This is a genomic window from Roseovarius sp. MBR-51 (assembly GCF_053628575.1).
This window is the reverse complement of record NZ_JBRJGQ010000001.1, coordinates 464,417-484,913: the sequence shown is the minus strand read 5'-3', so window position 1 is coordinate 484,913 and position 20,497 is coordinate 464,417. Positions and strand designations below refer to the sequence as shown.

The window sequence follows — 20,497 nt, the reverse complement described above, 5'->3', positions numbered from 1 at the left end:
AGGCAGGTTACACGGTTACAAAGCTGACCATAACCTATTGTTTTTATTATCAACAGGTCGTTGTCCAGCCTCTCACCCTCCCCCCTCCCGCGACCGCCATGACCGGCGTTCGACACCTCGCTCAGGTGGGCGTCCGACGGTCCTTGATATCGACGGCCACAGGATCACCCCCCGACGACCCGGTCTTCCACAGCGAGAACGCCACCCCCGTGCCAAGAATGGCAAAGGTGATGCCCAGCGACCATGCGGGCGGAAACTTCTCCCAGTCCATCGCCTCCGCGACAAAAATCTTGGAGCCGATAAACACCAACAGAACCGATAGCGCGTATTTCAGATAGGCAAAGCGGTGCAGGATCGCCGCCAGTGCAAAGTAGAGCGCGCGCAAGCCAAGAATCGCAAAGATGTTCGAGGTGTAGACGATGTAGGGATCGGTGGTGATGGTAAAGACCGCCGGAACCGAGTCGACGGCAAAAACGATGTCAGCGACTTCGATCACGATCAGCGCAAGAAGCAGCGGCGTTGCATATCGCACCATACGGCCCGTTTCGGGATGCGGCTTTCTGACCAGGAAACTATGGCCGTGCAGGTCCTCCGTCACGGGAATCCGCCGCTTGAGAAACCGGATCAGCCCGTTTTCCTCGAACGTGTGTTCCTTGTCGGCGACAAAGAGCATTTTGACCCCTGTAAAGATCAAGAAGGCCGCAAACAGATAAAGGACCCAGTGATACTGCTCGACGATGGTAGCGCCGAGGCTGATCATGATGCCCCGCAACACGATCACCCCAAGAACGCCCCAGAACAGCACCCGGTGCTGGTAGGCGCGCGGGATTGCGAAGAACCCAAAGATCAGGGCGATCACAAAGATATTGTCCATCGCCAGTGATTTTTCCACCACGAAGGCGGTCAAATACTGGGCCGTGGCCGTGGCATCCATCTGCCACCAGATGAAACCGGAAAAACAAAGGCCGAGCGTGATATAGAGCGCAGACAGCCTGAGGCTTTCAGCCACCCCGATCTCATGGTCATCCTTGTGCAGAACACCAAGGTCAAAGACCAGCAAGGCCACGACAATCGTCAAAAAGACAAGCCACATCCACAGCGGCTTGCCCAGAAAGAGCAGAAACAGGATTTCCAAGACAGGACCCTCTCGAGCGGGGTTACGCGCCAGACAAACAACCGCTCAGAACCAGATCCAAACCGGGCATGTCACAAGCGCAGGTGTTCACATGTTACGGTCCGACATCACGATGGGAGACCATCGTCAGAGGGGCCCGGTCCGTCATCAAGAGATCGTGGGTCTCTCACGGCACTTCAAGCCCCGGTGAAAGAAATCCACCGGACCAAATGGCGACACCGGCACCGACGCCGGTGTCGCCATCACCGCTCAGGCGTCAATATTTGCGAACTTGTGATTTGCCTTCCACTTTGGAACATCGCTGCGATCCAACCCCAAGAATAGAACGATGTTCTTGGCGACATAAAGCGTGGACCAAGTCCCGATGACCACACCAAACACCATGGCAAAGACAAAGCCACGGATCACATCGCCGCCAAAGACCAAAAGCACGATCAGCGCGATCAGCGTTGTCACCGCAGTCATCAACGTCCGGCTCAATGTCTCATTGGCCGACAGGTTCATCAGCTCGCGCAACGGCATGACCTTGAACTTCGTCAGGTTCTCTCGCAGCCGGTCAAAGATCACGACCGTATCGTTGACCGAATAGCCCAGAATCGTCAGCAACGCCGCCACGATGGTCAGATCGAACTTGAACTGGAACAGCGCAAAGACACCGATCGTGACGATCACGTCATGCGCCAGCGCCGCCACAGTGCCGACGGCGAACTGCCATTCGAAGCGCATCCAGACATAGACGAGAGTCCCAAAGGCGCCCGCCCCGACCGCCATCAGCGCCAGCCAGATCAGCTCAGCCGAGACCTTGGGGCCAACCGAATCCACCGCCGTGAACGCAATGCCCGGATCGACCGTACGCAGGGCCGCCTGCACTTGCTGGACGGTTTCGGCCGATATCGCCTCACCACCATCCTGCGCCTGCACCCGGATCATGGCAACGTGCTGATCCGCCCGAAAGCCCGGATCGAACACCTCCGTAATCGCCACATCTCCAAGCTGCAAACCGGACAGCGCCGCACGATACGCTTCCAGATTGATCTCTTGCGTGGCCTCAGTCCGAAAGGTCGTTCCCCCCTTGAAGTCGATCCCAAAATTGAGGCCCAGTGTCGCCACCAGCAACAGCGAGGCTACAACCGCGAAAACCGAGACCCCAAAGGTGGCCCATTGTGCCCGGAAAAAATCTATCGTGGTCCTGTCGGGCGCCAGCTTGATCCAGCCCTTCAAAGTGATGGAGCCCGGTTTGCGCCACCACATCCAGGTCTGGATGATCAAGCGCGTCACATAGATGGCGGTAAACATCGACGTCACAAGACCAAGCCCCAGCGTTACCGCAAATCCCCGCACAGCCCCCGAGCCAATGGCAAACATGATCAGTGCCGTCAGCAACCCGGTGATATTGCTGTCCAGAATGGCCGAGAGCGCCCTTTTAAAGCCAAGCTCGATGGCGCTACCGGCAGAGCGCCCCTGTCGCAACTCTTCCCGGATACGCTCAAAGATCAATACAGTCGCATCGACCGCCATGCCCATGGTCAACACGATCCCGGCAATGCCCGGAAGGGTCAGGGTGGCCCCGATTACCGACAGCGCCGCAATGAGAAGCGCCATGTTGAGGCTCAGCGCAAAAACAGCCATGACACCGAAACTGCCATAACACGCCACCATAAAGACGATCACGGCCACCATACCGATAGCAGCCGCACGCTGGCCCGCGTCGATGCTGTCCTGCCCCAGTTCCGGACCGATGGTGCGTTCCTCGAGAAAGATCATTTCCGCCGGCAAGGCTCCTGCGCGCAACAGCACGGACAATTCGTTGCTGTCCTCGATCGTAAACTGCCCCGTGATGATCCCCGACCCGCTGGCAATATGGCTCTGAATCACCGGGGCGCTGATCACCTCGTTGTCCAGAACAATCGCAAAGGGCTGGCCGATATGAGTGGCGGTATAATCGCCAAAGGCCCGTGCGCCCGTGGGATCAAAGCGAAAGCTCACGGCCGGGCGGTTGTTCCGGTCAAACATCGGCTTGGCATCGACAAGATTGTCACCGCTGACGACCGGGGTTTGATCGACCCTATAGAACGACCCCGCATCCTCCAGCGACGGCAGGATAAGCGTGCCGGGCTCCGCCACCGCATCCGCAGACGCAGCACGACCGATGACTGGATTAAACGTCAGCCGCGCCGTCGTGCCGATCAACGCTTTCAACTCAGAGGCAGATCCGATGCCTGGAACCTGAATCAGAATGCGGTCAGCCCCCTGTCGCTGGATCGTCGGTTCGCGGGTGCCGACCTCATCGATCCGGCGGCGGATGATCTCGAGGCTTTGCTGCACCGTGCGTTCATCCGTCACTGCGCGTTCCGCCTCTGACAAGCTCACACTCAGAACGCCGCCTTCGGCGATAACGTCGATGTCTGTCTGACCCGCCCCGGTCAAGGAAACAACGGGCGAGGCCAAAGCCCGGATTGCGGCCAGTGCCGCCTCGGTCCCGGCAGGGTCGGACAGGGCGATCCGCAATTCACCCGCTGCAGCCTCTTCTCGGTGAAACGTTCCGACCTCGTCCCGGACGTCGCGCAGCGCATCCCGGACTTGTGGCCAAAGCGCGTCCATCCGCGCCGCATAGACGTCTTCGACCTGAACCTCGACCAAAAGATGCGCACCACCGCGCAGGTCGAGTCCCAAGCTGACCAATCCTGACGGAAGCCATGACGGCCAGCCCGTCAGATCGGCCGCCTGCGCGGATGGCACAGCCCCGGTCTCAGCCTGAAGCGTGACAGCATCGTTGTATCGCTCGACCTGAGGGTAAAAGGCATTGGGCAACGCAACGACGAGGCCCCAGAGGCAAACGCTCCATATCAAGAGGCGTTTCCAGAAAATGGTATTCAGCATGATCGTGTCCTTGAACCGACACTGCCTGACGGGCATCGCGCCCACGCCGGCAACGTCGATTAGATCGGGGAAAGAATGTGGATCGGCAGGACAGTCACTCCAGAGCCCTTGTCGCCAGCACAGCCAGCACCACGAGGCAACGGATCGAAAGATCACAAAGCCGCTTCGATGACGCGGCAGAGGTCAGAGCTGTCCACAGCCCTCACGATCCTGCCCGAGCATCAGGCGGCGGGCGGTGCCCTCGGGGAATGCGGCTGGTGCGCCCGGTCAACCGGGCAATCAGACCCGCATGCAACCCATCTAGCCCCTGACACCGACCCGCTTTCCCAAGCAGACGGGGGGACGCTCTGGATCGGGTCCACATCCGATGCATATCTGTCATCGGACGCGCGCTGCAACAGGCTGGTCTTGACCTCCAACGCCGCAAATTCGGGCGCCTCAGCACCGCTAATCGCGGCCAACCTCGCAAAAGGATCGGAGGTGGCATTGGTCGCACCAACACCCCCTGCCCAGACCAGCAGCAACGACAGCACCGCAGCCCAAGCGGCAAGCACTTGGCGCGTTACGCGGGCGAAGGGAATTGCTGTCGTCATGGAGCGGATTATCTCACCAATTCAGCGCCAAGGCAATCTGCGGCAAAAGGCGCGCAACGCCCTGCCACGACGGACCTCACGTCACACTCAATGCGATCATGAGGACGGCTGTGACCCCACGCGCCAACTCCGCGTGGAGGCTCGGCCCCTCATACCGCGCCGACGATCTCCAGACCCCGACGAGCGCCACAAAGTTGTAGGGAAGTGAACAGCCATAGCCCACAAAAAGCGCAAGCCATGGAAGATCAAAGGTCATTAGACCGATAAACAGGATGCTGGTCGTCAGGTTGACGATTAGACCACCAACGATAGCCCAGGTCCAAAACGCGTCGCCAAGATTCAAGCTGCCCTGCCAGAGGGCCTGTAAGTGTTTCATCGCCCTAATCTGGGATGGGACACACACCAACACCAGCCCTTTGGCGCTCTATTTCAACACCAAATTCGCCGTCCTTGGAAACCAGTGCAAACTTTGCCTCTGCACCACGCATTCCGCATCACCACAAGATCGCCGATCGTCAGGATCGGTCGGGCTTGCGGGTCTGCACGCGGTTCGGCGGCCAGTTCGGATCGTCCCGCTTGACGGCACGCGCTGTCCAGATGCCAGCCGGCACACCAACAACAAGGCCCAGCACGCCAGCCGTCGCAAAGGCTGGCCAGGTGACCCATCCGATGCTGAGAAACGCAACGACAGCCGCACCCGCAATGGAACTTACCCAAAGCAGCACCATGAAAGTTCTCAGAGGAGCAGACATAACGACCTCCTTTCGCATTGGAACGTGTGATCGTCACCAATGACTACATGAACGCGCGCATGTTGGATAAGTTCCCTGTGCCGTCCAAGATCAGCGTAAATTTGCGCGATCCATCCAATGGAGCAATGCGCTTTGTTCGCAAGGCTGGGTCCCTCAATCGCGGCATCAATGGAACCAAAGGCAGGCTCAACGGGTTACAAAACCCTGACCTTGTTAAAACCGGAAACCGCTACGCGGTGCCCTCCAGATCAGGGATCACCTTGGGCCGCACGCTGGTGCGGTGCCAGACGTTAAGGAGACGCAACATGGACGAAGTCAAAACGGAGAAGACGCCCGAGACCACCCACACGACGATCACCCGCACCACCGAGAGATCATCGGCAAGCGGCGCGACCCTGTGGTTCCTGCTGGGCGGCATTGTCGTGGTCATCGCGGTGATCGGCTTTTTCGTCTTCGGCGATGGGGTGCCATCAACGCAATCCGCCGCACCGACGGACGGCGATGTCTCGGTCACAGTGGAAACGGACAATACCCCCAACCCCGCTCCGGAACCCGCAGACGCTGAACCCACCGGATCGGACCCCGCAACAGCCGCGCCCGCCGACTCTGCTCCCGCCAACGCCGAGCCCGAGGTGGCACCGCAAAGCGAATAAGACAAAGGGCGTTATGGCACCGAAACCCGAACCAGCCATGCCGCAACCAGCGCCTCAGGCCTGGCGCAAGCTCGGTCTGAGGCAGGCTTATCCGCAGTACCGGGACCGCACATCTTGGCGGGGCACTGTATACGCATAGGACGTCGGCTCAAAGGGTCTGGTTTTGCCCGGAAAATCTCCGCTCACCCCCGGCAGTTCCTTGCGCTGGGTCTCATGCTGCCTTTGCCGCTGCCGATCCCACTCCCGCACACCAGCCTGTGAAGACTCGATCCGTCGCGGGAAGTCAGGCCTGAATGACTGGCAAATCAGTTGATCGCTCAGCGTGGCCTCGGCAAACTGGCCGGGCTTACGGTTCCGCAGGTTGACCATGTGACCCGCCTTGACGCCCAGTCCTCGCGTTTCAAACACAAGAGGATCTCGCAACTCGAAAACATCCGTTTTCTCCCCCGGACCAAAGAGAGCATCCTCCCCCTGCCAGATGTTGCCAGCGGCAAATCGCAACCTGTAGGACCCCGGCGGAACCAGAATCTTAAAGAAATCTCCGCCTTTGATATAGGCGGCCAAAGCCGCCGCGCCGGTCTCGGCATCACTCAGGGTCAAAAAATAGTCCTCCCCCGGCAAGGTCTTGACCTGAAGCGGAAACACCGCAGGCAATCCGGTCTTGTTCCACATCAGCCCGGCAGAGGGAGCAGGATGCGCCATGTCGGCCTCGGCGCGCACGAGGGGTGCAACCACGCCAAGCAACAGCACAAGCATCAGCCCTGCCACCTGTCTGCCGTGGATCAGTTTCATCACATCACCCTCATCACCAGACGCCGCCACGATCATTCTGACACAGGACACAGGACGGCCCGCACCCTCTTTGCCATCCTATCAGCTAGACCACCGCGATAGAAGTCCAGGGATCACACCCGATTTATCAGGAAAGCTCTATCGCAGGTCTCCCTCAGAGCTTGCGCAAATAGGCCCAGGACACATATCCCCGCAACCCACGCGCCCGCGCCAAAGAAACCTCACACCAGCGTGTGCCGCCGGTCTGCTGGCAGCTATGCACCCGCAAAACGGTCCCATTCGGCAAACCGACAATCACACTATACCCAATGCCCGGTCCGCCCCGCATTTTCAGCATGTCGTCGCCCTCGACCCCATGCACCTCAAAGCTCCCGAGCGAGGCCGCCATCGCGGGGTCGGCCTCCATGCAACTTAGCAGCATAACCGCCGCCAACGCGCTCCAAAATGCCTTGCGCATCACAGTCTCCACCTTGCTCGCTCACCGCATGTTCTACGCGCTTGAGGTGTCAAACGGAATAGAAAGCTGTCTCAAGACCGCCCACCTGTCACCGGCCCCACGCCAGTCTTACGCCTCACAGGATGACACCATCACGAAATCCTCCAGAAGCGCGTGGAACAGTGCGGGCTTTTCCAGATGCACAGCATGGGCGGTGCCCGGCACAACGGCCAACACGGCATCCGGCAACCCCTGCCAGAGCGCTTCGACCTGCGGCCAGCGATAGGAGCGATCGCCGTCCCCCCAGAGCACCAGCGTCGGCATGGTCAGCCGGCCCAGCGCCGCACGCCCATCCCAGAGGCTCATCGCGTCCAAACCCGCCAGCGCCGCCCTCTCGCTGGCCTGCGCCCCCAGCTCGGCCACGATGTCAAACCCCTGCGCCGCGGCCCCTGCCCGGAACCAAGTCGCCCCGATCCGCCGGATCGTCTGTGCCACGCCCTCACTGCGAATACGCGCCCGTGAGGTCTCCAAGAGTTCAAACCGGTCCGGCATCGCCCCCAACGGGCCGGTGCCATAGAGGATCAACCGCATGATCCGATCCGGATGGGTCGCGGCGATCTCCTGCACGATCATACCGCCCATGGAATGCCCCAGCAGGATGATCTGTCCCAGACCCAGTTCATCCAAGAGATCCACCACCGCCGCACCAAAGCTCGCGATTCGATCAGCGGGTGGCAACGCGGCAGACCCGGCATAGCCCGGCAAATCCGGGGCAATCACGTCAAAACGCTCCGAGAACCGCGCGATCTCAGCCTGCCATTGCGCCGATCCGCCCAGATACCCATGCACCAGCACCAGCGGCAGGCCCACACCCGCCCGCCGATAGCCGAGTCCGCGCTGGCTGATCAACGCATCTGATCGGGCAGCCACAATGCAGTCTCCGGCACAAGGATGAGAATGACGATCAAGAGCACAAGAGCCCCGATAAAGGGCAGACATCCCATGATCACATCACCGATGCTGACCTGCCCGCGCCCGATCCCTTGGATGACATAGAGATTAAGCCCCACAGGCGGCGTCAGCACCGCAATTTCCATGGTGATCGTATAGACCACCCCGAACCATATGAGGTCGAACCCGGCGGCAGAGACATCAGCGGAAAGATCGTGGGCAGGGTGATGAAGGTCATCGAGACCGGCTCAAGAAACATCCCCAGCACGATGTAGAAAATCAACACGATGGTCAGCACGACATAGGGCGACAGATCAAAGCTCAGGAACAGCTCCGTGAATTGCTGCGGCACCCGGTAATAGGTCAGCACAAAGCCAAAGAGCACCCCTGCCGACAAGAGCAGCCCGAGATAGCCCATGGTCCGCATCGTGGCAAAGAGCGCCTCCTTGAACCCCTGCCAGGTCAGCCCGCCGACACCAAAGGCAAGGATCACCGTCAGCAGAGCCGCCACCGCAGAGGCTTCGGTCGGGGTGGCGATCCCAGCATAAATCGCCACGGTGATCACCAATCCGATCAGGGCAATCGGTGCAATGGTGGCTGCAATCTGAACCAGCCCCATCTTGACGGCCACTTCGCGGTCCGGAATGTCACCCGGTTTCAGAATGCCCCAGACCAGCACCACCACCGCAAAAGAGGTGACAAGTATCAGCCCTGGAATGACCCCCGCAATAAAGAGATCGCCGATGCTCTGATCCGTGACGATCCCGTAAAACAAGAGGATGAGCGATGGCGGCAGAAGCACGCTCAGCGTGCCCCCCGCCGCCAGAACCCCAGACGACAGCCGCTTGCCATAGCCCAGCCGCAGCATCTCGGGCAGGGCCACGCCGCCGATGGTGAGCGCCCCCACCATGGACGAGCCACAGACCGCGCCAAACCCCGCGCAGGCCCCGATGGAACCATAGGCCGCCGAGCCGCGCACGCGCACGCCTTGGTGCAGGAACTGATAGAGATTGGGGCCGATGTTGGATTTGCCGATCAACTCGCCCAAAAACACAAAGAGCGGCACCGCAAGCAGGATATAGTCGATCCACACGCCCCAGAGCTTGAGTTCCGCCGAGGCGATCGAGGTCTCAAAGGTCTGGATTTGCCACAGGAACGGCAGTGACGCCGCCGCCAGCGCAAAGGGGATCGGCACCCCCACCGCGATCAGGAACATCAAGAGACCAAGCAGCCCAAGACCGACTTCATACCATTCCATCGCTCAAACCTCCGCCGCAGGCGTGCGTATGAGACGGATCAGCCTCAGCACCGCATAGATCGAAAACAGAACCAGCGCCAAGGCGCCCGGCGCCCAGAAGGCATAGCGCGGCCAGAGCAGGATTTCCGACGAGGCGCCCGAATTGAATGACCGGATCGTGGCACTCACCCCGGCCAGCGAAAAGAAAAGACCAACCCCCAGCATCACGCAGAGATTGAACACCGCCACCGCCTTGCGCAGACCGGCGGGCAGCGTATCGGTCAGCATCGTGACCTTGGGATAGGCATCCTCGCGCATCGCATAGGCAAGGCCCGCAAAGGCCACCGGAAAGAGCAAGAGCGCGGTCGCCTCTGTCACCATCCGGTCGGGGGCATTGAGCACATAGCGCGTAAAGACGCCGTAGCTGATCCACACCATCTGCACGAGCACGAGCACCGCCCCCGCCCCCGCGAGCCAGACGACCGCGCGCTCCACATGGCCGATCAGGCGATCAAGACCGCTTTGCATGGCTTGCCTCCTTTGGATGAAACGGGCGGCCCCCCGCAGGGATTGCGCGGGGGGCCTGTCAGATCACGGCGCGTGTTGCGCAAAGAGATCGCGGATCTTGCCGGCCATCTCCGGCCCGCAGGCCGCATCGACCGTCTCGTCCCACTTGCCCTGCACGCTGGCAATCAGTTCCATGCGCTTGTCCTCGGGGATCGCCACCGCCGCACCGCCGCCCTTCATCACCGCATTGCCGACGCGCTGATCCACCCAATCCTCATACCGGGGCTTCAGCCATTCTTCGGTTTCCTTGGCGGCAGCCATCACGGCGGCCTGTTCGTCAGCGGTCATGCCGTCGAACTTTTCCTTGTTCATCATGTATTGAATGTTGCCGTAAAAGAGGCTGGCCTTGACCATATAGGGCATCACATCCCAGAGCTTCCAACTGGAATAGGTGGCGACGCCCATGTTGATCCCGTCAACCACACCACGCTCGGCCGATTGAAACACCTCCTTGGGCGCGACAAAGACCGGCGCGCCGCCCCATGTCTCGATCATCAGGCTGACGAGCGGGCCAATGGAACGGACCTGCTTGCCCGCAAGATTGCCCAGATCGTCAATCGCCTCTTCAAACCACCATTCCTGATCATAGGAATAATTGGAATTGAACACCGGCACGAGGTTGATCGCCGCCGCCTCATCACGCACGATGTCGGCATAGGCGGCATCCATCTCGACCTGACCCTCGAGGTCAATCGCCACCGGATAGAGCGAGGTCACGCGGTAGCAGGGCAGGCGCTCATCGGCGGGCATCCAGCTCATGTCCGACACACCGCCCTGCACCGCGTCCACACCTTCGGACCAGCCATGCAGCGTGGAGGACGGGAAAATCTCGACCTTGACGGTTCCGCCGGTTTTCTCCGCGACCAACTCTGCGAAATGCACGAACCCATCATAGCGAATGTCAGCCTCGTTCACATAGGTGGACAGGCGGATCGTGGTCTCGGCCATGGCAGGCACAGCCACCGTGAGCCCAAGCGCTGTGGTGGCAATCAGTCCTTTCAACGACGTTTTCATCTCTCTCTCCTTGTTGGGGGCTGCGCGAGACCGTTCATGCGGCCTTCATTCTTTGATCTTGTCTTGAATGCTAGGACAGCCCCCCACGAGTCGGCCAATTCAAACATCTCATAAAACTATTCCGATGTTGCATGGTTGCCCCGACTGGCGCAGTCTGGTGGCAAAGAGAGGGCGCATATGGACATCAACTGGCTGCGCGATTTCGTGTGCTTGGGACGGACGCTGAATTTCACCCGCGCCGCCGAGGAACGCAACATCACCCAATCGGCCTTCAGCCGCCGTATCCGGTCTTTGGAAACCTGGATCGGAGTGCCCCTCATCGACCGCGCCAGCTATCCTGTGCAACTCTCCGAGGCGGGGCGGCAATTTCTGCCCGTGGCGCAACAGACGGTGGCGGACCTTACCGACACCCGTCAGGCGATCCGCGAACGTGCGCGCGGCCATGCCAGCTTTCAACGCTTTGCCGCCCTGCACGCCATTTCGGTCAACTTCCTGCAACCGCGCATGGCGGCCTTAGAGCGGGAATACCCCGAAATGCGCACCCGCGTCATCTCGGACAGCCTCAGCGCCTGTTGCCAGTTGCTCAGCGAAGGGGGCTGCGAATTCCTGCTGTATTATCGGCATCAGGACGTGGCCCCGATCCTTGACGAGACCCGGTTCAAGCGCAAGGACATCTGCGAAGAGCGCCTGATCCCCGTGGCCCAGCACGAGGCCGCCGCCCGCCATGGCTGGTCCCTGCCGCCGCGCGCGGGGCAAGAGGTGCCCTATCTCAGCTATGACCCCAACACCTTTCTCGGCACCGTGGTGGACCAGACCATCGGCAACCGCCGCCCGGCACTCAACCTGCGTTACATGGATGCGCTGGCCGAAGCCTTGAAACGCCGCACTCTGGCCGGGGCAGGGCTGGCGTGGCTGCCGGAATTTTCCATCCGTCAGGAACTGGCTGACGGCACGCTGGTCCGGCTTGGCGGGCGCGACTGGACTGCGACGATGACGATCTCGCTCTTTTGCTCACCCGAGCGGCTGGATGATCTGGGCCGCACGATCTGGGATCAGTTTTAGGGCGCGGTGCGCCCCATCGAACCCACACCCGTCCCGGGCTTGACCCGGGACCTCCCCAAGGCAGCGTCGAGGCTCGGGGGCCGGGGCGATATGAACCCGATCGGACGCCCCGTGCTTTAACTTAAACCGGAGCAATTAATATCGCCCGGAAATCGTTGACATTGGTCAGCGTCGGCCCCGTCACCACCTGCCCGCCAATCGCCCCAAAGAACCCATGCGCGTCGTTGATCGCAAGCGCGTGCTCAGGATCATCCCCGGCGGCCTTGGCCTGCGCCAGCGTATCCGGCCCGATCACCGCCCCTGCAACCTCTGCCGCACCATCGACGCCATCGGTGTCACAGGCCAGCGCGTGAATACCGCCCGCGCCCTTGAGGGCCAGCGCCAAGGCCAGCGCATATTCGGCATTGGGACCGCCCACGCCATCGCCGCGCCGTGTCACCGTCAGCTCGCCACCGGACAAGAGCAACACAGGTGCCGCCCCCGGTGCCAGCCCCGCCTGCACCTCACGCGCCAGCGTGGCGTGATCGCGTGCCACATCGCGCGCCTCACCTTCCAGCGCATCGCCAAGGATCTGCACCGTCAGCCCTTCGGCCCGCGCCACCTCTGCCGCCGCCTCCAACGATTGCACAGGGGCGGCATAGATCACATTTTCAACCCGGCTTAGCCGCACATCCTCCGGCGCCACAACGCCGCTCTGCCCCGCGAGCACCGCCTGCGCCGAGCCGGGCAATTCAATCCCGTAGCGCGCCACGATCCCGAGCGCCTCTGCCGTCGTGCTGGCCTCTCCCACCGTCGGCCCCGATCCGATCATCCCCGGATCATCCCCCGGCACATCGGAAATCAGCAGCGCATGCATCCGCGCCGGATAGGCCGCCGCCGCCAATTGCCCGCCCTTGACCCGGCTCAAATGCTTGCGCAGCACGTTCATCTGGCCAATCGGCGCGCCCGACGCCAAAAGCGCGGCATTGACCGCCTGCTTGTCCGCCAGCGTCATATCGCCCGCAGGCTGGACCAAGAGCGACGACGCCCCGCCCGACATGAGCGCCAGCACCATATCGCCCTCACCCAATCCCTCGACCAGCCGCAGCATGCGCGCCGAGGCCGCCAGCCCGGCGGCATCCGGCACCGGATGCGCCGCCTCGACAATCTCGATGCCCGCGCAGGGCCGCGCATAGCCATAGCGCGTGATCACCAGCCCCTCGCACGGGCCCCATTCCGCCTCGACCGCCTCGGCCATGCGCGCACTCGCCTTGCCCGCGCCGATCACCACGACACGGCCCTCTGGCCGCGCAGGCAGATAGGGGGCAAGGCTCTGCATCGGGTCGGCCACGGCCACCGCCCGGTCAAAGAGGCGGCGCAACAGGGTCTGGGGATCGGTCATGTTTCTGGGGTCTCCGCGTCAGTCGCGCGCACCCTATCGCGGGGCGCAGACCTGCGAAAGCCCCTCAGCGTGCCGCGCGCTTGGCTTCTCGCGCCAGATGCTTGGCATAAAGACGCGGCGCCAACACCCGCTCATAGATCAGCGACGCCACCTGCCGCAGCCCCGGCAAGGCCACGATCCGCGCCGCCCAACGATACCGCGGCAAGGCCGCCCAAAGCGCGGCAAAGGCATCGACACCCGAGAGCACATGGCCATTCTGCCGCACATGCAACCGCCGCGCCGCCTGATCGGGATCAATGCCCCAATGCTCAAGACCACCGGCGTTGAGGTCTTGGAAGGTGACAGGCAGGCCGTTCGCCTCCACATACCCCGCATAATGCACAATCTCGGCCCGGCAGACCGGACAGCGGGCATTATAGAGCACTTGGGTTTCCTGCGTCATCGCGGCCTCCTGTGCCGGGTAGGTAGGGTGAGAGGGAGACAGGGAAAGAGGCGCAGAATGTCGCGCCCCTGCCCCAAAGCGCGTCAGGCCCGCGCCACGACTTCGCGCGTAACCAACGCCCCATAAACGCCGCCAAGCACAGCCCCGAACACGACATGCATCACCAGCGTCATGACCGGCGCCATCATGCCGAGGCTCATGCCGAACACTCCGACCCCCGCCATGGGCATCATAACCACCATCATGATGAGCCAGGCCCCGATGGCGAAAAGGACACCTCTCACCCAGAATTGTTTGCCCGGCAGACTGGTCTCCACCACAGCAAAGCCACCCCCCCAGAGAACAACGCCGATCATGAAATGGACACCCCAGGCCAGCGCCGCAGAAACGCCCATCATCGCGGCGATCATGGCAATCGGATCGAGACCCGGCATCAGCCCCATGGCCCCTTTCATCAACATCATCAGCGACAGCACAAGCGTTGCCGCAAGACCTGCAAGCATTCCTTTTCCCACGTTGGACATGACAATTCCTTTCAAAGCCGTTCTCTAGGCGAACGTGCGATGAACACTCCAACCGCCCTCTAGTTCCGCCCGGTCGAGGCCAAGACCAACACGATTACGTGATCACTGGTCTGGACAGACGGCGATAGCGGCGTTGGGGAAAAGGTTTTTATTAACTAAATCAGTTGATTAATATGACCCGTCCGGCTCGGAAACGGATGGGTTTGGCATCCGTTGGGACCACTATAATGCGAGGCCCGCTTGTGGCCCGCTCGGTAGGTGAAACCCACCATCCTATCCCCGTGATTCCCGCGAAAGCGGGACTCTCCAACGTGACAAGAGATCCTCGGATCAAGCCCGAGGATGACGAGAAGGGGGCGAAATTGGAGCATCTCAAGGGGGCCGAAACTACCCCCCCAACCTTCCCCACAAATCATACTCCCCCGCCTCATCAACGACGACCGAAACGATATCCCCAACCGACACCGCCTCTGTCCCCTCGTCAATGAACAGGTTCCCGTCGATCTCGGGCGCGTCGGCTTTGGTGCGGCAGGTGGCGATGCCATCGGCGTCGATCTCGTCCACGATCACCTCCATCCGCTGCCCCACCTTGGCCGCCAGCTTGGCCTCGGAAATCGCCTGCGCCTTTTCCATGAACCGATCCCAGCGCTCTTGCTTGACCTCTGCCGCCACATGATCGGCCAAGGCGTTTGACCGGGCGCCTGCGACATTCTCGTATTGAAAACAGCCCACCCGGTCCAACTGCGCCTCATCCAGCCAATCCAAGAGCGTCTGAAACTCCGCCTCAGTCTCGCCCGGATAGCCCACGATAAAGGTCGAGCGCAGGGCGATGTCGGGGCTATCCCGCCGCCATGCCGCAATCTCGTCCAATGTCTTGGCCGCCGCCGCAGGCCGCGCCATGCGCCGCAATACCTCGGGATGCGCATGCTGGAACGGAATATCCAAATAGGGCAGCACCAACCCCTCAGCCATCAGCGGAATGAGATCGCGCACATGCGGGTAGGGATAGACATAATGCAGCCGCACCCATGCGCCCAGTGACCCCAGATCCCGCGCCAGATCAGTGATATGCGCCCGATGCCCCCGGTCCTCGGCATGGCGGATATCAACACCATAGGCCGAAGTATCCTGAGAGATCACCAGCAATTCCTTGACGCCGCTTTCCACCAGCTTGGCCGCCTCGCGGATCACCGCATGGGCCGGGCGGCTCTGCAACTTGCCGCGCATGTCGGGGATGATGCAGAATTTGCACTTGTGGTTACAGCCTTCGGAAATCTTGAGATAGCTGTAATGGCGCGGCGTGAGGCTGACACCAGAGGCGGGCAAGAGATCAATGAACGGATCGGGGCTGGGCGGCACCGCCAGATGCACGGCATCCAGCACCTGCTCGTATTGATGCGGCCCGGTCACGGCCAGAATACGCGGGTGATGCTCGCGGATATACTCCGGCTCTGCCCCCAGACACCCCGTGACGATCACCCGGCCATTCTCGGCCAACGCCTCGCCAATCGCCTCGAGGCTCTCGGCCTTGGCACTATCGAGAAAGCCGCAGGTGTTGACGATCACCGCATCGGCCCCGGCATAGTCGGCCGAAATCCCATAACCCTCGGCGCGCAGCCGCGTCAAGATCCGCTCACTGTCCACCAGCGCCTTGGGACAGCCAAGACTGACCATGCCAATGGTCGGCTGGCCCGCGCGGGGCGTGTCAGTCAGACGCGCACGCGGCGCGAGATCGGGGCGGAGGTTGGGAGGGTTCTGGGCCATGGGCGCGATATACTCTGCCCCCGCCCGCCCGCAAAGCCCAAAAGCGGTTGCCCCCCGCCACCCCACACGCCTAGACTGTGCCCGAGTGGAGCAGGCAAAGGGGGCGATGCCATGCGGTGGCTGTTTCGACTGTTGGGATTGGTTGTGGTCATGCTGGCCATCATCCTTGGCGCGCTCTTTTTCCTGCCCGGCGAACGCATCGCCCGCATCGCCGCCGATCAGATCACCAAGGCGACGGGCCGCCAGGTCACGATGTCCGGCGATACCAAGATCAGCTTTTATCCCATCCTCGGCGTGTCCACCGGCACGGTCGAGATTGCGAATGCCGATTGGTCCGACGCAGGCCCGATGCTGCGCGCCGACAGTCTCAAGATCGGGGTGGAGCCGCAGGCGCTCTTTGGTGGCGACATTCGCATCACCGGGCTAGAGGCGGTCAATCCCGAGATCCGGCTGGAACGCGCCCGCGACGGTCGGGTGAATTGGGAATTGGGGGTCGAGGGCGTGGCCCCCTCTGGGCAATCGGATGGCACCCTTGCCACCTCGAACCGCCTCGCGCTTACGCTTGACCGCGCGCTCATCACCGGGGCCAGCCTCAGCTATACCGATCACGCCACCGGCACGGTGCAGGCGTTCCGTAACATGGATTTCGATCTGCGCTGGCCCGATTACGACGGCACCGCAACCTTTGAGGCGGTGCTGCGCCAAACCGCAAACCCCGTGACCCTCGCAGGTCAACTCGATCAGGTGGGGCAATTCATCGACGGGGCGGTGACGGGTCTTTCGGCGCGGCTCTCGGGGCCGGGCGGCAGCGTGGCCTTTGCCGGGCGCGGTGGGGCGCAACCGCAACTCCAAGGGCGGCTCGACATCGACCTTGGCAATACCGATGCCTTTCTGGCAGCGCTGGGGCTGGACCGGCTGGAATTGCCGCCCAGCCTTGGGGCCAGCATCAAGGGCGGCACGGATCTCACCCTCACGGATGCGCTCGATCTCGCGCTGCGCAACCTCGTGCTCAACTTGGGCGGCAACGCAATTGCCGGGGCGGCGGATATCGCCCTTGCGGGCGATGTGCCACGCATCAACGCCCAACTCAACGCCGGCGCGCTTGACCTCTCCCGCTTCGCCGGGGCCGACAGCACCAGCACGGGCAATACCGATACCGGCTGGTCCAAGAGCGCGATTGACGCCAGCGCCCTTGGGCTGGCCAACGGCGAGGTCGCACTTGTCGCCGACAGCATCAATCTGGGCGATCTGAAACTGGGCAAGACCCGCAGCCTGATGACGCTGGACAATTCCCGCGCCGTGTTCGAGCTGCGCGAATTGCGCGCCTATGACGGGCTGGTCACCGGGCAATTCATCGCCAACAACCGCTCTGGCCTCTCGGTCGGTGGCAATCTCGACGTGAGCGATCTCAACCTCGAGCGCTTTCTGACCGATGCGGCGGGCATCACCCGCTTTGCCGCCGCAGGCAGCGGCGAGGTAGAGTTTCTGGGCGTGGGCAATTCCGTGGATGCGATCATGCGCTCGCTCTCGGGCAAGGGGGCCTTGCGCACCGGGCGCGGGGTGATTTCCGGCTTTGACCTCGACCGGCTGATGCGCGCGGGCGATGTGACGGGCGGCACCACGATCTTTGACGCGATGACCGCAAGCTTTACGATGAATGGCGGCAACCTCATCAACCAAGACCTTGCCATGACACTGCCGCTCGCCCGCGCCTCGGGCAAGGGGCGCATCGGGCTTGGGGCGCGCGACATCGACTATCTTTTCACGCCCGTCCTGCTCGAGGGTGAGAACACGCGCGGCCTCGCCATCCCGGTGCGAATCGAGGGGCCATGGGCCAACCCCCGGATCAAACCCGATCTGGAAAAGGCGGTGCGCATGAACCTCAAGGCCGAGCGTGACAAGCTGGAGCAAGAGGCCAAGGACCGGCTGGAACGCGAACTGCAGGAGCGGCTGAACCTCGCCCCGCAAGAGGGCCAGAACCTCGAAGATGTGCTGCGCGAAAAGATCGAGGACAAGGCCGCGCGCCAACTGCGCAAGCTCTTCGAGTGAGGCACGCGCAGATTTGAGTATTTCTGGAACGATGAACGAGGGGCCGCGCCCATGAACGAGGTCAAGGCGCAGTACGAGGCCTATCCCTATCCTGCCCGCGACCCGGCGGACGAGGCCAAGCGCCTCATCACCGGCTCGCCGTCGCATGTGCTGGAAATCGACCATTTCCTCTTTCAGGGGCGGCGCGACTGGAGCAAACCGCTGCGCGCGCTCATTGCGGGCGGCGGCACCGGCGACGGGCTGATCCAACTGGCGCAACAGATGAAGGACGCAGGCCGCGCGGCCGAGATCACCTATCTCGACCTCTCCACCGCGTCGCGCGCCATTGCCGAGGAACGCGCTCGCGTGCGCGGCCTGAGCGGTATCCGCTTTGTCACCGGCAGCCTGATGGACGCTGCCAGCTATGGCCAATTCGACTATATCGACTGCTGCGGCGTGCTGCATCATCTACCCGACCCGGCGGCGGGATTTGCCGCGCTCTTGGCGGCGCTCGCGCCCGGTGGCGGCATGGGGTTCATGGTCTATGCCCCCTTTGGGCGCGCCGGGGTCTATCCGCTGCAAGAGGCGTTCGGCGCGCTCTACGCGGGCCTGCCGCCCGAGGCGCGCCTCAGGGCCGCCAAAGAGGTGGTGGCCGCCCTGCCCGAGGGACATCCGTTCAAGTCCAACCCCAATCTTGGCGATCACAAGGACAGCGACGCAGGCTTTTACGACCTACTCCTGCACTCCCAAGACCGCGCTTTTGATGTGACAACACTTGTAGAGACGCTCACCGAAACCGGCTGGGCGCTCTCGGGCTTTGCCCTGCCGGTGCTCTATGATCTCAGCCGCATCACCGCCGCGCCCGATCACCTGAGCGCAACCGCGCGCATGGCCGTGGCCGAAAAGCTGCGCGGCACGATCAAGACGCATGTGGGCTATGCCATCCGCGCGACCGAGGCGCGCAGCCTCGCAATGGGCCGCGACCGCACCCTCACGCCCCATCTCAAGGGCCTGCGCGCGCCTGACCTTGCCCGCGCCATCGCCCAAGGCCAGACGCCCAAACTGCGATTCAACGGAATCGAGGCGCGGCTCGCCCTGCCAAAAGAGGCGGCCCCCCTTCTGGCCGCCATCGACGGGCGGCGCAGCCTGACAGAGATCGCGCAGGCCACCGGCACCGATCCCATCGCCTTTGGCAGCCTCTGGGCGCGGATCGAGCGCGATTTGGCCGATCACGGCCTCCTGCTCTATTCCAGCATCCTGCGCCCATGAAAAAACCGCCGCCCGGAGACATCCGAACGGCGGTTTCTATCTCGATGCAAACCGGCTCAGGCGGCCAGCGCACCCTTGGCTTGGTCCACGATCGCGCCGAACGCAGCGGGTTCGTGCACGGCCAGATCGGCCAGAACCTTGCGGTCTACCTCGACCCCGGCCAGTGCCAGACCATTTATGAACCGCGAGTAGGTCAGCGATTCGTCATGCGCGCGCACAGCCGCGTTGATCCGCTGAATCCACAGCGCACGGAAATTGCGCTTGCGGTTCTTGCGGTCGCGGGTCGCGTATTGGTTGGCCTTGTCGACAGCCTGTGCGGCCACCTTGAAGGTGTTTTTACGGCGGCCATAGTAACCCTTGGCGGCCTTGATGACTTTCTTGTGACGGGCGTGGGTGACAACCCCACCTTTGACGCGTGACATATCCTAAATCCTCCTTAGCGCGCGTAGGGCATCATTGGCTTGATGATACCTTCATCAGCCTTTGACAACGTGGTCGTACCGCGAGCGTTACGAAGGAATTTGTTGCTGCGCTTGATCATGCCATGGCGTTTGCCTGCCTGACCGGCAACAATACGGCCTGTCGCCGTCACTTTGAACCGCTTTTTGCAGCTCGACTTGGTCTTCATCTTGGGCATTTCCGGCTCCTCTAATAGGTCGGTAGGACCACACGACTCGGCATGCCACATCTGGCCGGTCCTGCGGGGTGAGCGCGCCGTATACGCGCCCTCGAAATATTGTTCAAGAGGCTTTGACCCCGACGCCGGGCCGCTCAGCTCACGTAGCGCGCAATCACCCGCACAAGCACCTCCGGCAAGTCGCCAAAGCTGTAACCACCCGGCTTGTTGCTGATCGCCCAGACCACGAGTCCCCCCGATGCTATCAGCGTAAATGCCGCCACCCGCGGCGGACGGCCCTCGGAAAAGGCGGAAAGGATCGAAGGTATCGAAAACACCCCCAACACCATGCCGATTGCCATCGCCAGATCAGGATCCATTACACACCTCCGGAAAATAAC

General features: G+C 62.1%; 23 protein-coding genes. 4 read left to right on the top strand and 19 right to left on the bottom strand.

All coding sequences use genetic code 11. The features are described from left to right. Positions 1-121: 121 nt before the first annotated feature. The 5 genes from ACSSVY_RS02420 to ACSSVY_RS02400 form a co-directional block, all read right to left on the bottom strand. Entirely contained in the window at positions 122-1,135 is a 1,014-nt protein-coding gene (locus tag ACSSVY_RS02420) for a TerC family protein (RefSeq protein ID WP_454267805.1), read from the bottom strand. A gap of 249 nt (positions 1,136-1,384) precedes the next feature. After that, positions 1,385-4,015 (bottom strand): protein translocase subunit SecD, encoded by a 2,631-nt coding sequence (gene secD, locus ACSSVY_RS02415; RefSeq protein WP_454267804.1) that lies wholly within the window; start codon positions 4,013-4,015, stop codon positions 1,385-1,387. Positions 4,016-4,236: 221 nt separating this feature from the next. After that, the gene (locus tag ACSSVY_RS02410) at positions 4,237-4,608 is read right to left on the bottom strand and encodes a hypothetical protein (RefSeq protein WP_454267802.1); all 372 of its coding nucleotides are present in this window, start codon (positions 4,606-4,608) and stop codon (positions 4,237-4,239) included. Between the two features lie 76 nt (positions 4,609-4,684). Further along, the gene (locus ACSSVY_RS02405; RefSeq protein ID WP_454267801.1) at positions 4,685-4,984 is read right to left on the bottom strand and encodes a hypothetical protein; all 300 of its coding nucleotides are present in this window, start codon (positions 4,982-4,984) and stop codon (positions 4,685-4,687) included. 139 nt (positions 4,985-5,123) lie between these two features. After that, the gene (locus ACSSVY_RS02400) at positions 5,124-5,360 is read right to left on the bottom strand and encodes a hypothetical protein (protein WP_454267800.1); all 237 of its coding nucleotides are present in this window, start codon (positions 5,358-5,360) and stop codon (positions 5,124-5,126) included. Between the two features lie 17 nt (positions 5,361-5,377). Between ACSSVY_RS02400 and ACSSVY_RS02395 the strand changes: the two genes are divergently transcribed. After that, on the top strand, positions 5,378-6,013 hold the full coding sequence (locus ACSSVY_RS02395; RefSeq protein ID WP_454267798.1) for a hypothetical protein: 636 nt from the start codon (positions 5,378-5,380) through the stop codon (positions 6,011-6,013). A gap of 87 nt (positions 6,014-6,100) precedes the next feature. On the opposite strand, the gene ACSSVY_RS02390 is transcribed toward ACSSVY_RS02395, so the two are convergent. The 7 genes from ACSSVY_RS02390 to dctP all read right to left on the bottom strand — a co-directional run bounded on the left by ACSSVY_RS02390 (position 6,101) and on the right by dctP (position 11,010). Beyond that, a complete protein-coding gene (locus ACSSVY_RS02390) occupies positions 6,101-6,805 on the bottom strand; it encodes a hypothetical protein (protein WP_454267796.1) in 705 nt (234 codons plus the stop codon). Between the two features lie 154 nt (positions 6,806-6,959). After that, entirely contained in the window at positions 6,960-7,262 is a 303-nt protein-coding gene (locus tag ACSSVY_RS02385; protein WP_454267795.1) for an SH3 domain-containing protein, read from the bottom strand. 108 nt (positions 7,263-7,370) lie between these two features. After that, complete coding sequence (locus ACSSVY_RS02380; protein ID WP_454267794.1) at positions 7,371-8,171, bottom strand: alpha/beta fold hydrolase; 801 nt, start codon at positions 8,169-8,171, stop codon at positions 7,371-7,373. Beyond that, complete coding sequence (locus tag ACSSVY_RS02375) at positions 8,147-8,338, bottom strand: TRAP transporter large permease subunit (RefSeq protein ID WP_454267793.1); 192 nt, start codon at positions 8,336-8,338, stop codon at positions 8,147-8,149. Before ACSSVY_RS02375 ends, ACSSVY_RS02380 begins: the two co-directional genes overlap by 25 nt. Beyond that, positions 8,320-9,450, bottom strand: coding sequence for a TRAP transporter large permease (locus ACSSVY_RS02370; protein ID WP_454267792.1), 1,131 nt, complete (start codon positions 9,448-9,450; stop codon positions 8,320-8,322). Before ACSSVY_RS02370 ends, ACSSVY_RS02375 begins: the two co-directional genes overlap by 19 nt. 3 nt (positions 9,451-9,453) lie before the next feature. Next, positions 9,454-9,957, bottom strand: coding sequence for a TRAP transporter small permease (locus ACSSVY_RS02365; RefSeq protein ID WP_454267791.1), 504 nt, complete (start codon positions 9,955-9,957; stop codon positions 9,454-9,456). Positions 9,958-10,020: 63 nt separating this feature from the next. After that, positions 10,021-11,010 (bottom strand): TRAP transporter substrate-binding protein DctP, encoded by a 990-nt coding sequence (gene dctP, locus ACSSVY_RS02360; protein WP_454267790.1) that lies wholly within the window; start codon positions 11,008-11,010, stop codon positions 10,021-10,023. A 177-nt stretch (positions 11,011-11,187) separates the two neighbouring features. Between dctP and ACSSVY_RS02355 the strand changes: the two genes are divergently transcribed. Continuing rightward, positions 11,188-12,072, top strand: coding sequence for a LysR family transcriptional regulator (locus ACSSVY_RS02355; RefSeq protein WP_454267789.1), 885 nt, complete (start codon positions 11,188-11,190; stop codon positions 12,070-12,072). 121 nt (positions 12,073-12,193) lie between these two features. Here the strand turns inward: ACSSVY_RS02355 and ACSSVY_RS02350 are convergent, their stop codons facing one another. The 4 genes from ACSSVY_RS02350 to rimO all read right to left on the bottom strand — a co-directional run bounded on the left by ACSSVY_RS02350 (position 12,194) and on the right by rimO (position 16,183). Further along, the gene (locus tag ACSSVY_RS02350) at positions 12,194-13,453 is read right to left on the bottom strand and encodes a glycerate kinase type-2 family protein (protein ID WP_454267787.1); all 1,260 of its coding nucleotides are present in this window, start codon (positions 13,451-13,453) and stop codon (positions 12,194-12,196) included. A gap of 64 nt (positions 13,454-13,517) precedes the next feature. Then, on the bottom strand, positions 13,518-13,895 hold the full coding sequence (locus ACSSVY_RS02345) for a thiol-disulfide oxidoreductase DCC family protein (protein ID WP_454267786.1): 378 nt from the start codon (positions 13,893-13,895) through the stop codon (positions 13,518-13,520). Positions 13,896-13,978: 83 nt separating this feature from the next. Then, complete coding sequence (locus ACSSVY_RS02340) at positions 13,979-14,419, bottom strand: DUF6789 family protein (RefSeq protein ID WP_454267784.1); 441 nt, start codon at positions 14,417-14,419, stop codon at positions 13,979-13,981. A gap of 387 nt (positions 14,420-14,806) precedes the next feature. Further along, positions 14,807-16,183: a 30S ribosomal protein S12 methylthiotransferase RimO gene (rimO, locus tag ACSSVY_RS02335; protein ID WP_454267783.1), complete on the bottom strand. Its 1,377-nt coding sequence runs from the start codon at positions 16,181-16,183 to the stop codon at positions 14,807-14,809. A gap of 111 nt (positions 16,184-16,294) precedes the next feature. Between rimO and ACSSVY_RS02330 the strand changes: the two genes are divergently transcribed. Further along, entirely contained in the window at positions 16,295-18,232 is a 1,938-nt protein-coding gene (locus tag ACSSVY_RS02330; protein WP_454267782.1) for an AsmA family protein, read from the top strand. A gap of 51 nt (positions 18,233-18,283) precedes the next feature. Beyond that, complete coding sequence (locus tag ACSSVY_RS02325) at positions 18,284-19,480, top strand: class I SAM-dependent methyltransferase (RefSeq protein WP_454267780.1); 1,197 nt, start codon at positions 18,284-18,286, stop codon at positions 19,478-19,480. Positions 19,481-19,536: 56 nt separating this feature from the next. On the opposite strand, the gene rplT is transcribed toward ACSSVY_RS02325, so the two are convergent. The 3 genes from rplT to ACSSVY_RS02310 all read right to left on the bottom strand — a co-directional run bounded on the left by rplT (position 19,537) and on the right by ACSSVY_RS02310 (position 20,476). Beyond that, positions 19,537-19,902 carry a 50S ribosomal protein L20 gene (rplT, locus tag ACSSVY_RS02320; RefSeq protein WP_009817248.1) on the bottom strand — a complete coding sequence of 122 codons (366 nt, stop codon included), beginning with the start codon at positions 19,900-19,902 and terminating at the stop codon, positions 19,537-19,539. 14 nt (positions 19,903-19,916) lie between these two features. Next, positions 19,917-20,117, bottom strand: coding sequence for a 50S ribosomal protein L35 (gene rpmI, locus ACSSVY_RS02315; protein ID WP_454267779.1), 201 nt, complete (start codon positions 20,115-20,117; stop codon positions 19,917-19,919). 134 nt (positions 20,118-20,251) lie between these two features. Next, positions 20,252-20,476 carry a hypothetical protein gene (locus ACSSVY_RS02310; protein ID WP_454267777.1) on the bottom strand — a complete coding sequence of 75 codons (225 nt, stop codon included), beginning with the start codon at positions 20,474-20,476 and terminating at the stop codon, positions 20,252-20,254. Between the last annotated feature and the right edge of the window lie 21 nt (positions 20,477-20,497).

Excerpts from the sequence above, each read along its gene's own strand:
- secD (WP_454267804.1), bottom strand. The coding sequence starts at position 4,015 with ATGCTGAATACCATTTTCTGGAAACGCCTCTTGATATGGAGCGTTTGC.
- ACSSVY_RS02410 (WP_454267802.1), bottom strand. The coding sequence starts at position 4,608 with ATGACGACAGCAATTCCCTTCGCCCGCGTAACGCGCCAAGTGCTTGCC.
- ACSSVY_RS02405 (WP_454267801.1), bottom strand. The coding sequence starts at position 4,984 with ATGAAACACTTACAGGCCCTCTGGCAGGGCAGCTTGAATCTTGGCGAC.
- ACSSVY_RS02400 (WP_454267800.1), bottom strand. The coding sequence starts at position 5,360 with ATGTCTGCTCCTCTGAGAACTTTCATGGTGCTGCTTTGGGTAAGTTCC.
- ACSSVY_RS02390 (WP_454267796.1), bottom strand. The coding sequence starts at position 6,805 with ATGAAACTGATCCACGGCAGACAGGTGGCAGGGCTGATGCTTGTGCTG.
- ACSSVY_RS02385 (WP_454267795.1), bottom strand. The coding sequence starts at position 7,262 with ATGCGCAAGGCATTTTGGAGCGCGTTGGCGGCGGTTATGCTGCTAAGT.
- ACSSVY_RS02375 (WP_454267793.1), bottom strand. The coding sequence starts at position 8,338 with ATGGAAATTGCGGTGCTGACGCCGCCTGTGGGGCTTAATCTCTATGTC.
- ACSSVY_RS02370 (WP_454267792.1), bottom strand. The coding sequence starts at position 9,450 with ATGGAATGGTATGAAGTCGGTCTTGGGCTGCTTGGTCTCTTGATGTTC.
- ACSSVY_RS02365 (WP_454267791.1), bottom strand. The coding sequence starts at position 9,957 with ATGCAAAGCGGTCTTGATCGCCTGATCGGCCATGTGGAGCGCGCGGTC.
- dctP (WP_454267790.1), bottom strand. The coding sequence starts at position 11,010 with ATGAAAACGTCGTTGAAAGGACTGATTGCCACCACAGCGCTTGGGCTC.
- ACSSVY_RS02355 (WP_454267789.1), top strand. The coding sequence starts at position 11,188 with ATGGACATCAACTGGCTGCGCGATTTCGTGTGCTTGGGACGGACGCTG.
- ACSSVY_RS02350 (WP_454267787.1), bottom strand. The coding sequence starts at position 13,453 with ATGACCGATCCCCAGACCCTGTTGCGCCGCCTCTTTGACCGGGCGGTG.
- ACSSVY_RS02345 (WP_454267786.1), bottom strand. The coding sequence starts at position 13,895 with ATGACGCAGGAAACCCAAGTGCTCTATAATGCCCGCTGTCCGGTCTGC.
- ACSSVY_RS02340 (WP_454267784.1), bottom strand. The coding sequence starts at position 14,419 with ATGTCCAACGTGGGAAAAGGAATGCTTGCAGGTCTTGCGGCAACGCTT.
- rimO (WP_454267783.1), bottom strand. The coding sequence starts at position 16,183 with ATGGCCCAGAACCCTCCCAACCTCCGCCCCGATCTCGCGCCGCGTGCG.
- ACSSVY_RS02330 (WP_454267782.1), top strand. The coding sequence starts at position 16,295 with ATGCGGTGGCTGTTTCGACTGTTGGGATTGGTTGTGGTCATGCTGGCC.
- ACSSVY_RS02325 (WP_454267780.1), top strand. The coding sequence starts at position 18,284 with ATGAACGAGGTCAAGGCGCAGTACGAGGCCTATCCCTATCCTGCCCGC.
- rplT (WP_009817248.1), bottom strand. The coding sequence starts at position 19,902 with ATGTCACGCGTCAAAGGTGGGGTTGTCACCCACGCCCGTCACAAGAAA.
- rpmI (WP_454267779.1), bottom strand. The coding sequence starts at position 20,117 with ATGCCCAAGATGAAGACCAAGTCGAGCTGCAAAAAGCGGTTCAAAGTG.
- ACSSVY_RS02310 (WP_454267777.1), bottom strand. The coding sequence starts at position 20,476 with ATGGATCCTGATCTGGCGATGGCAATCGGCATGGTGTTGGGGGTGTTT.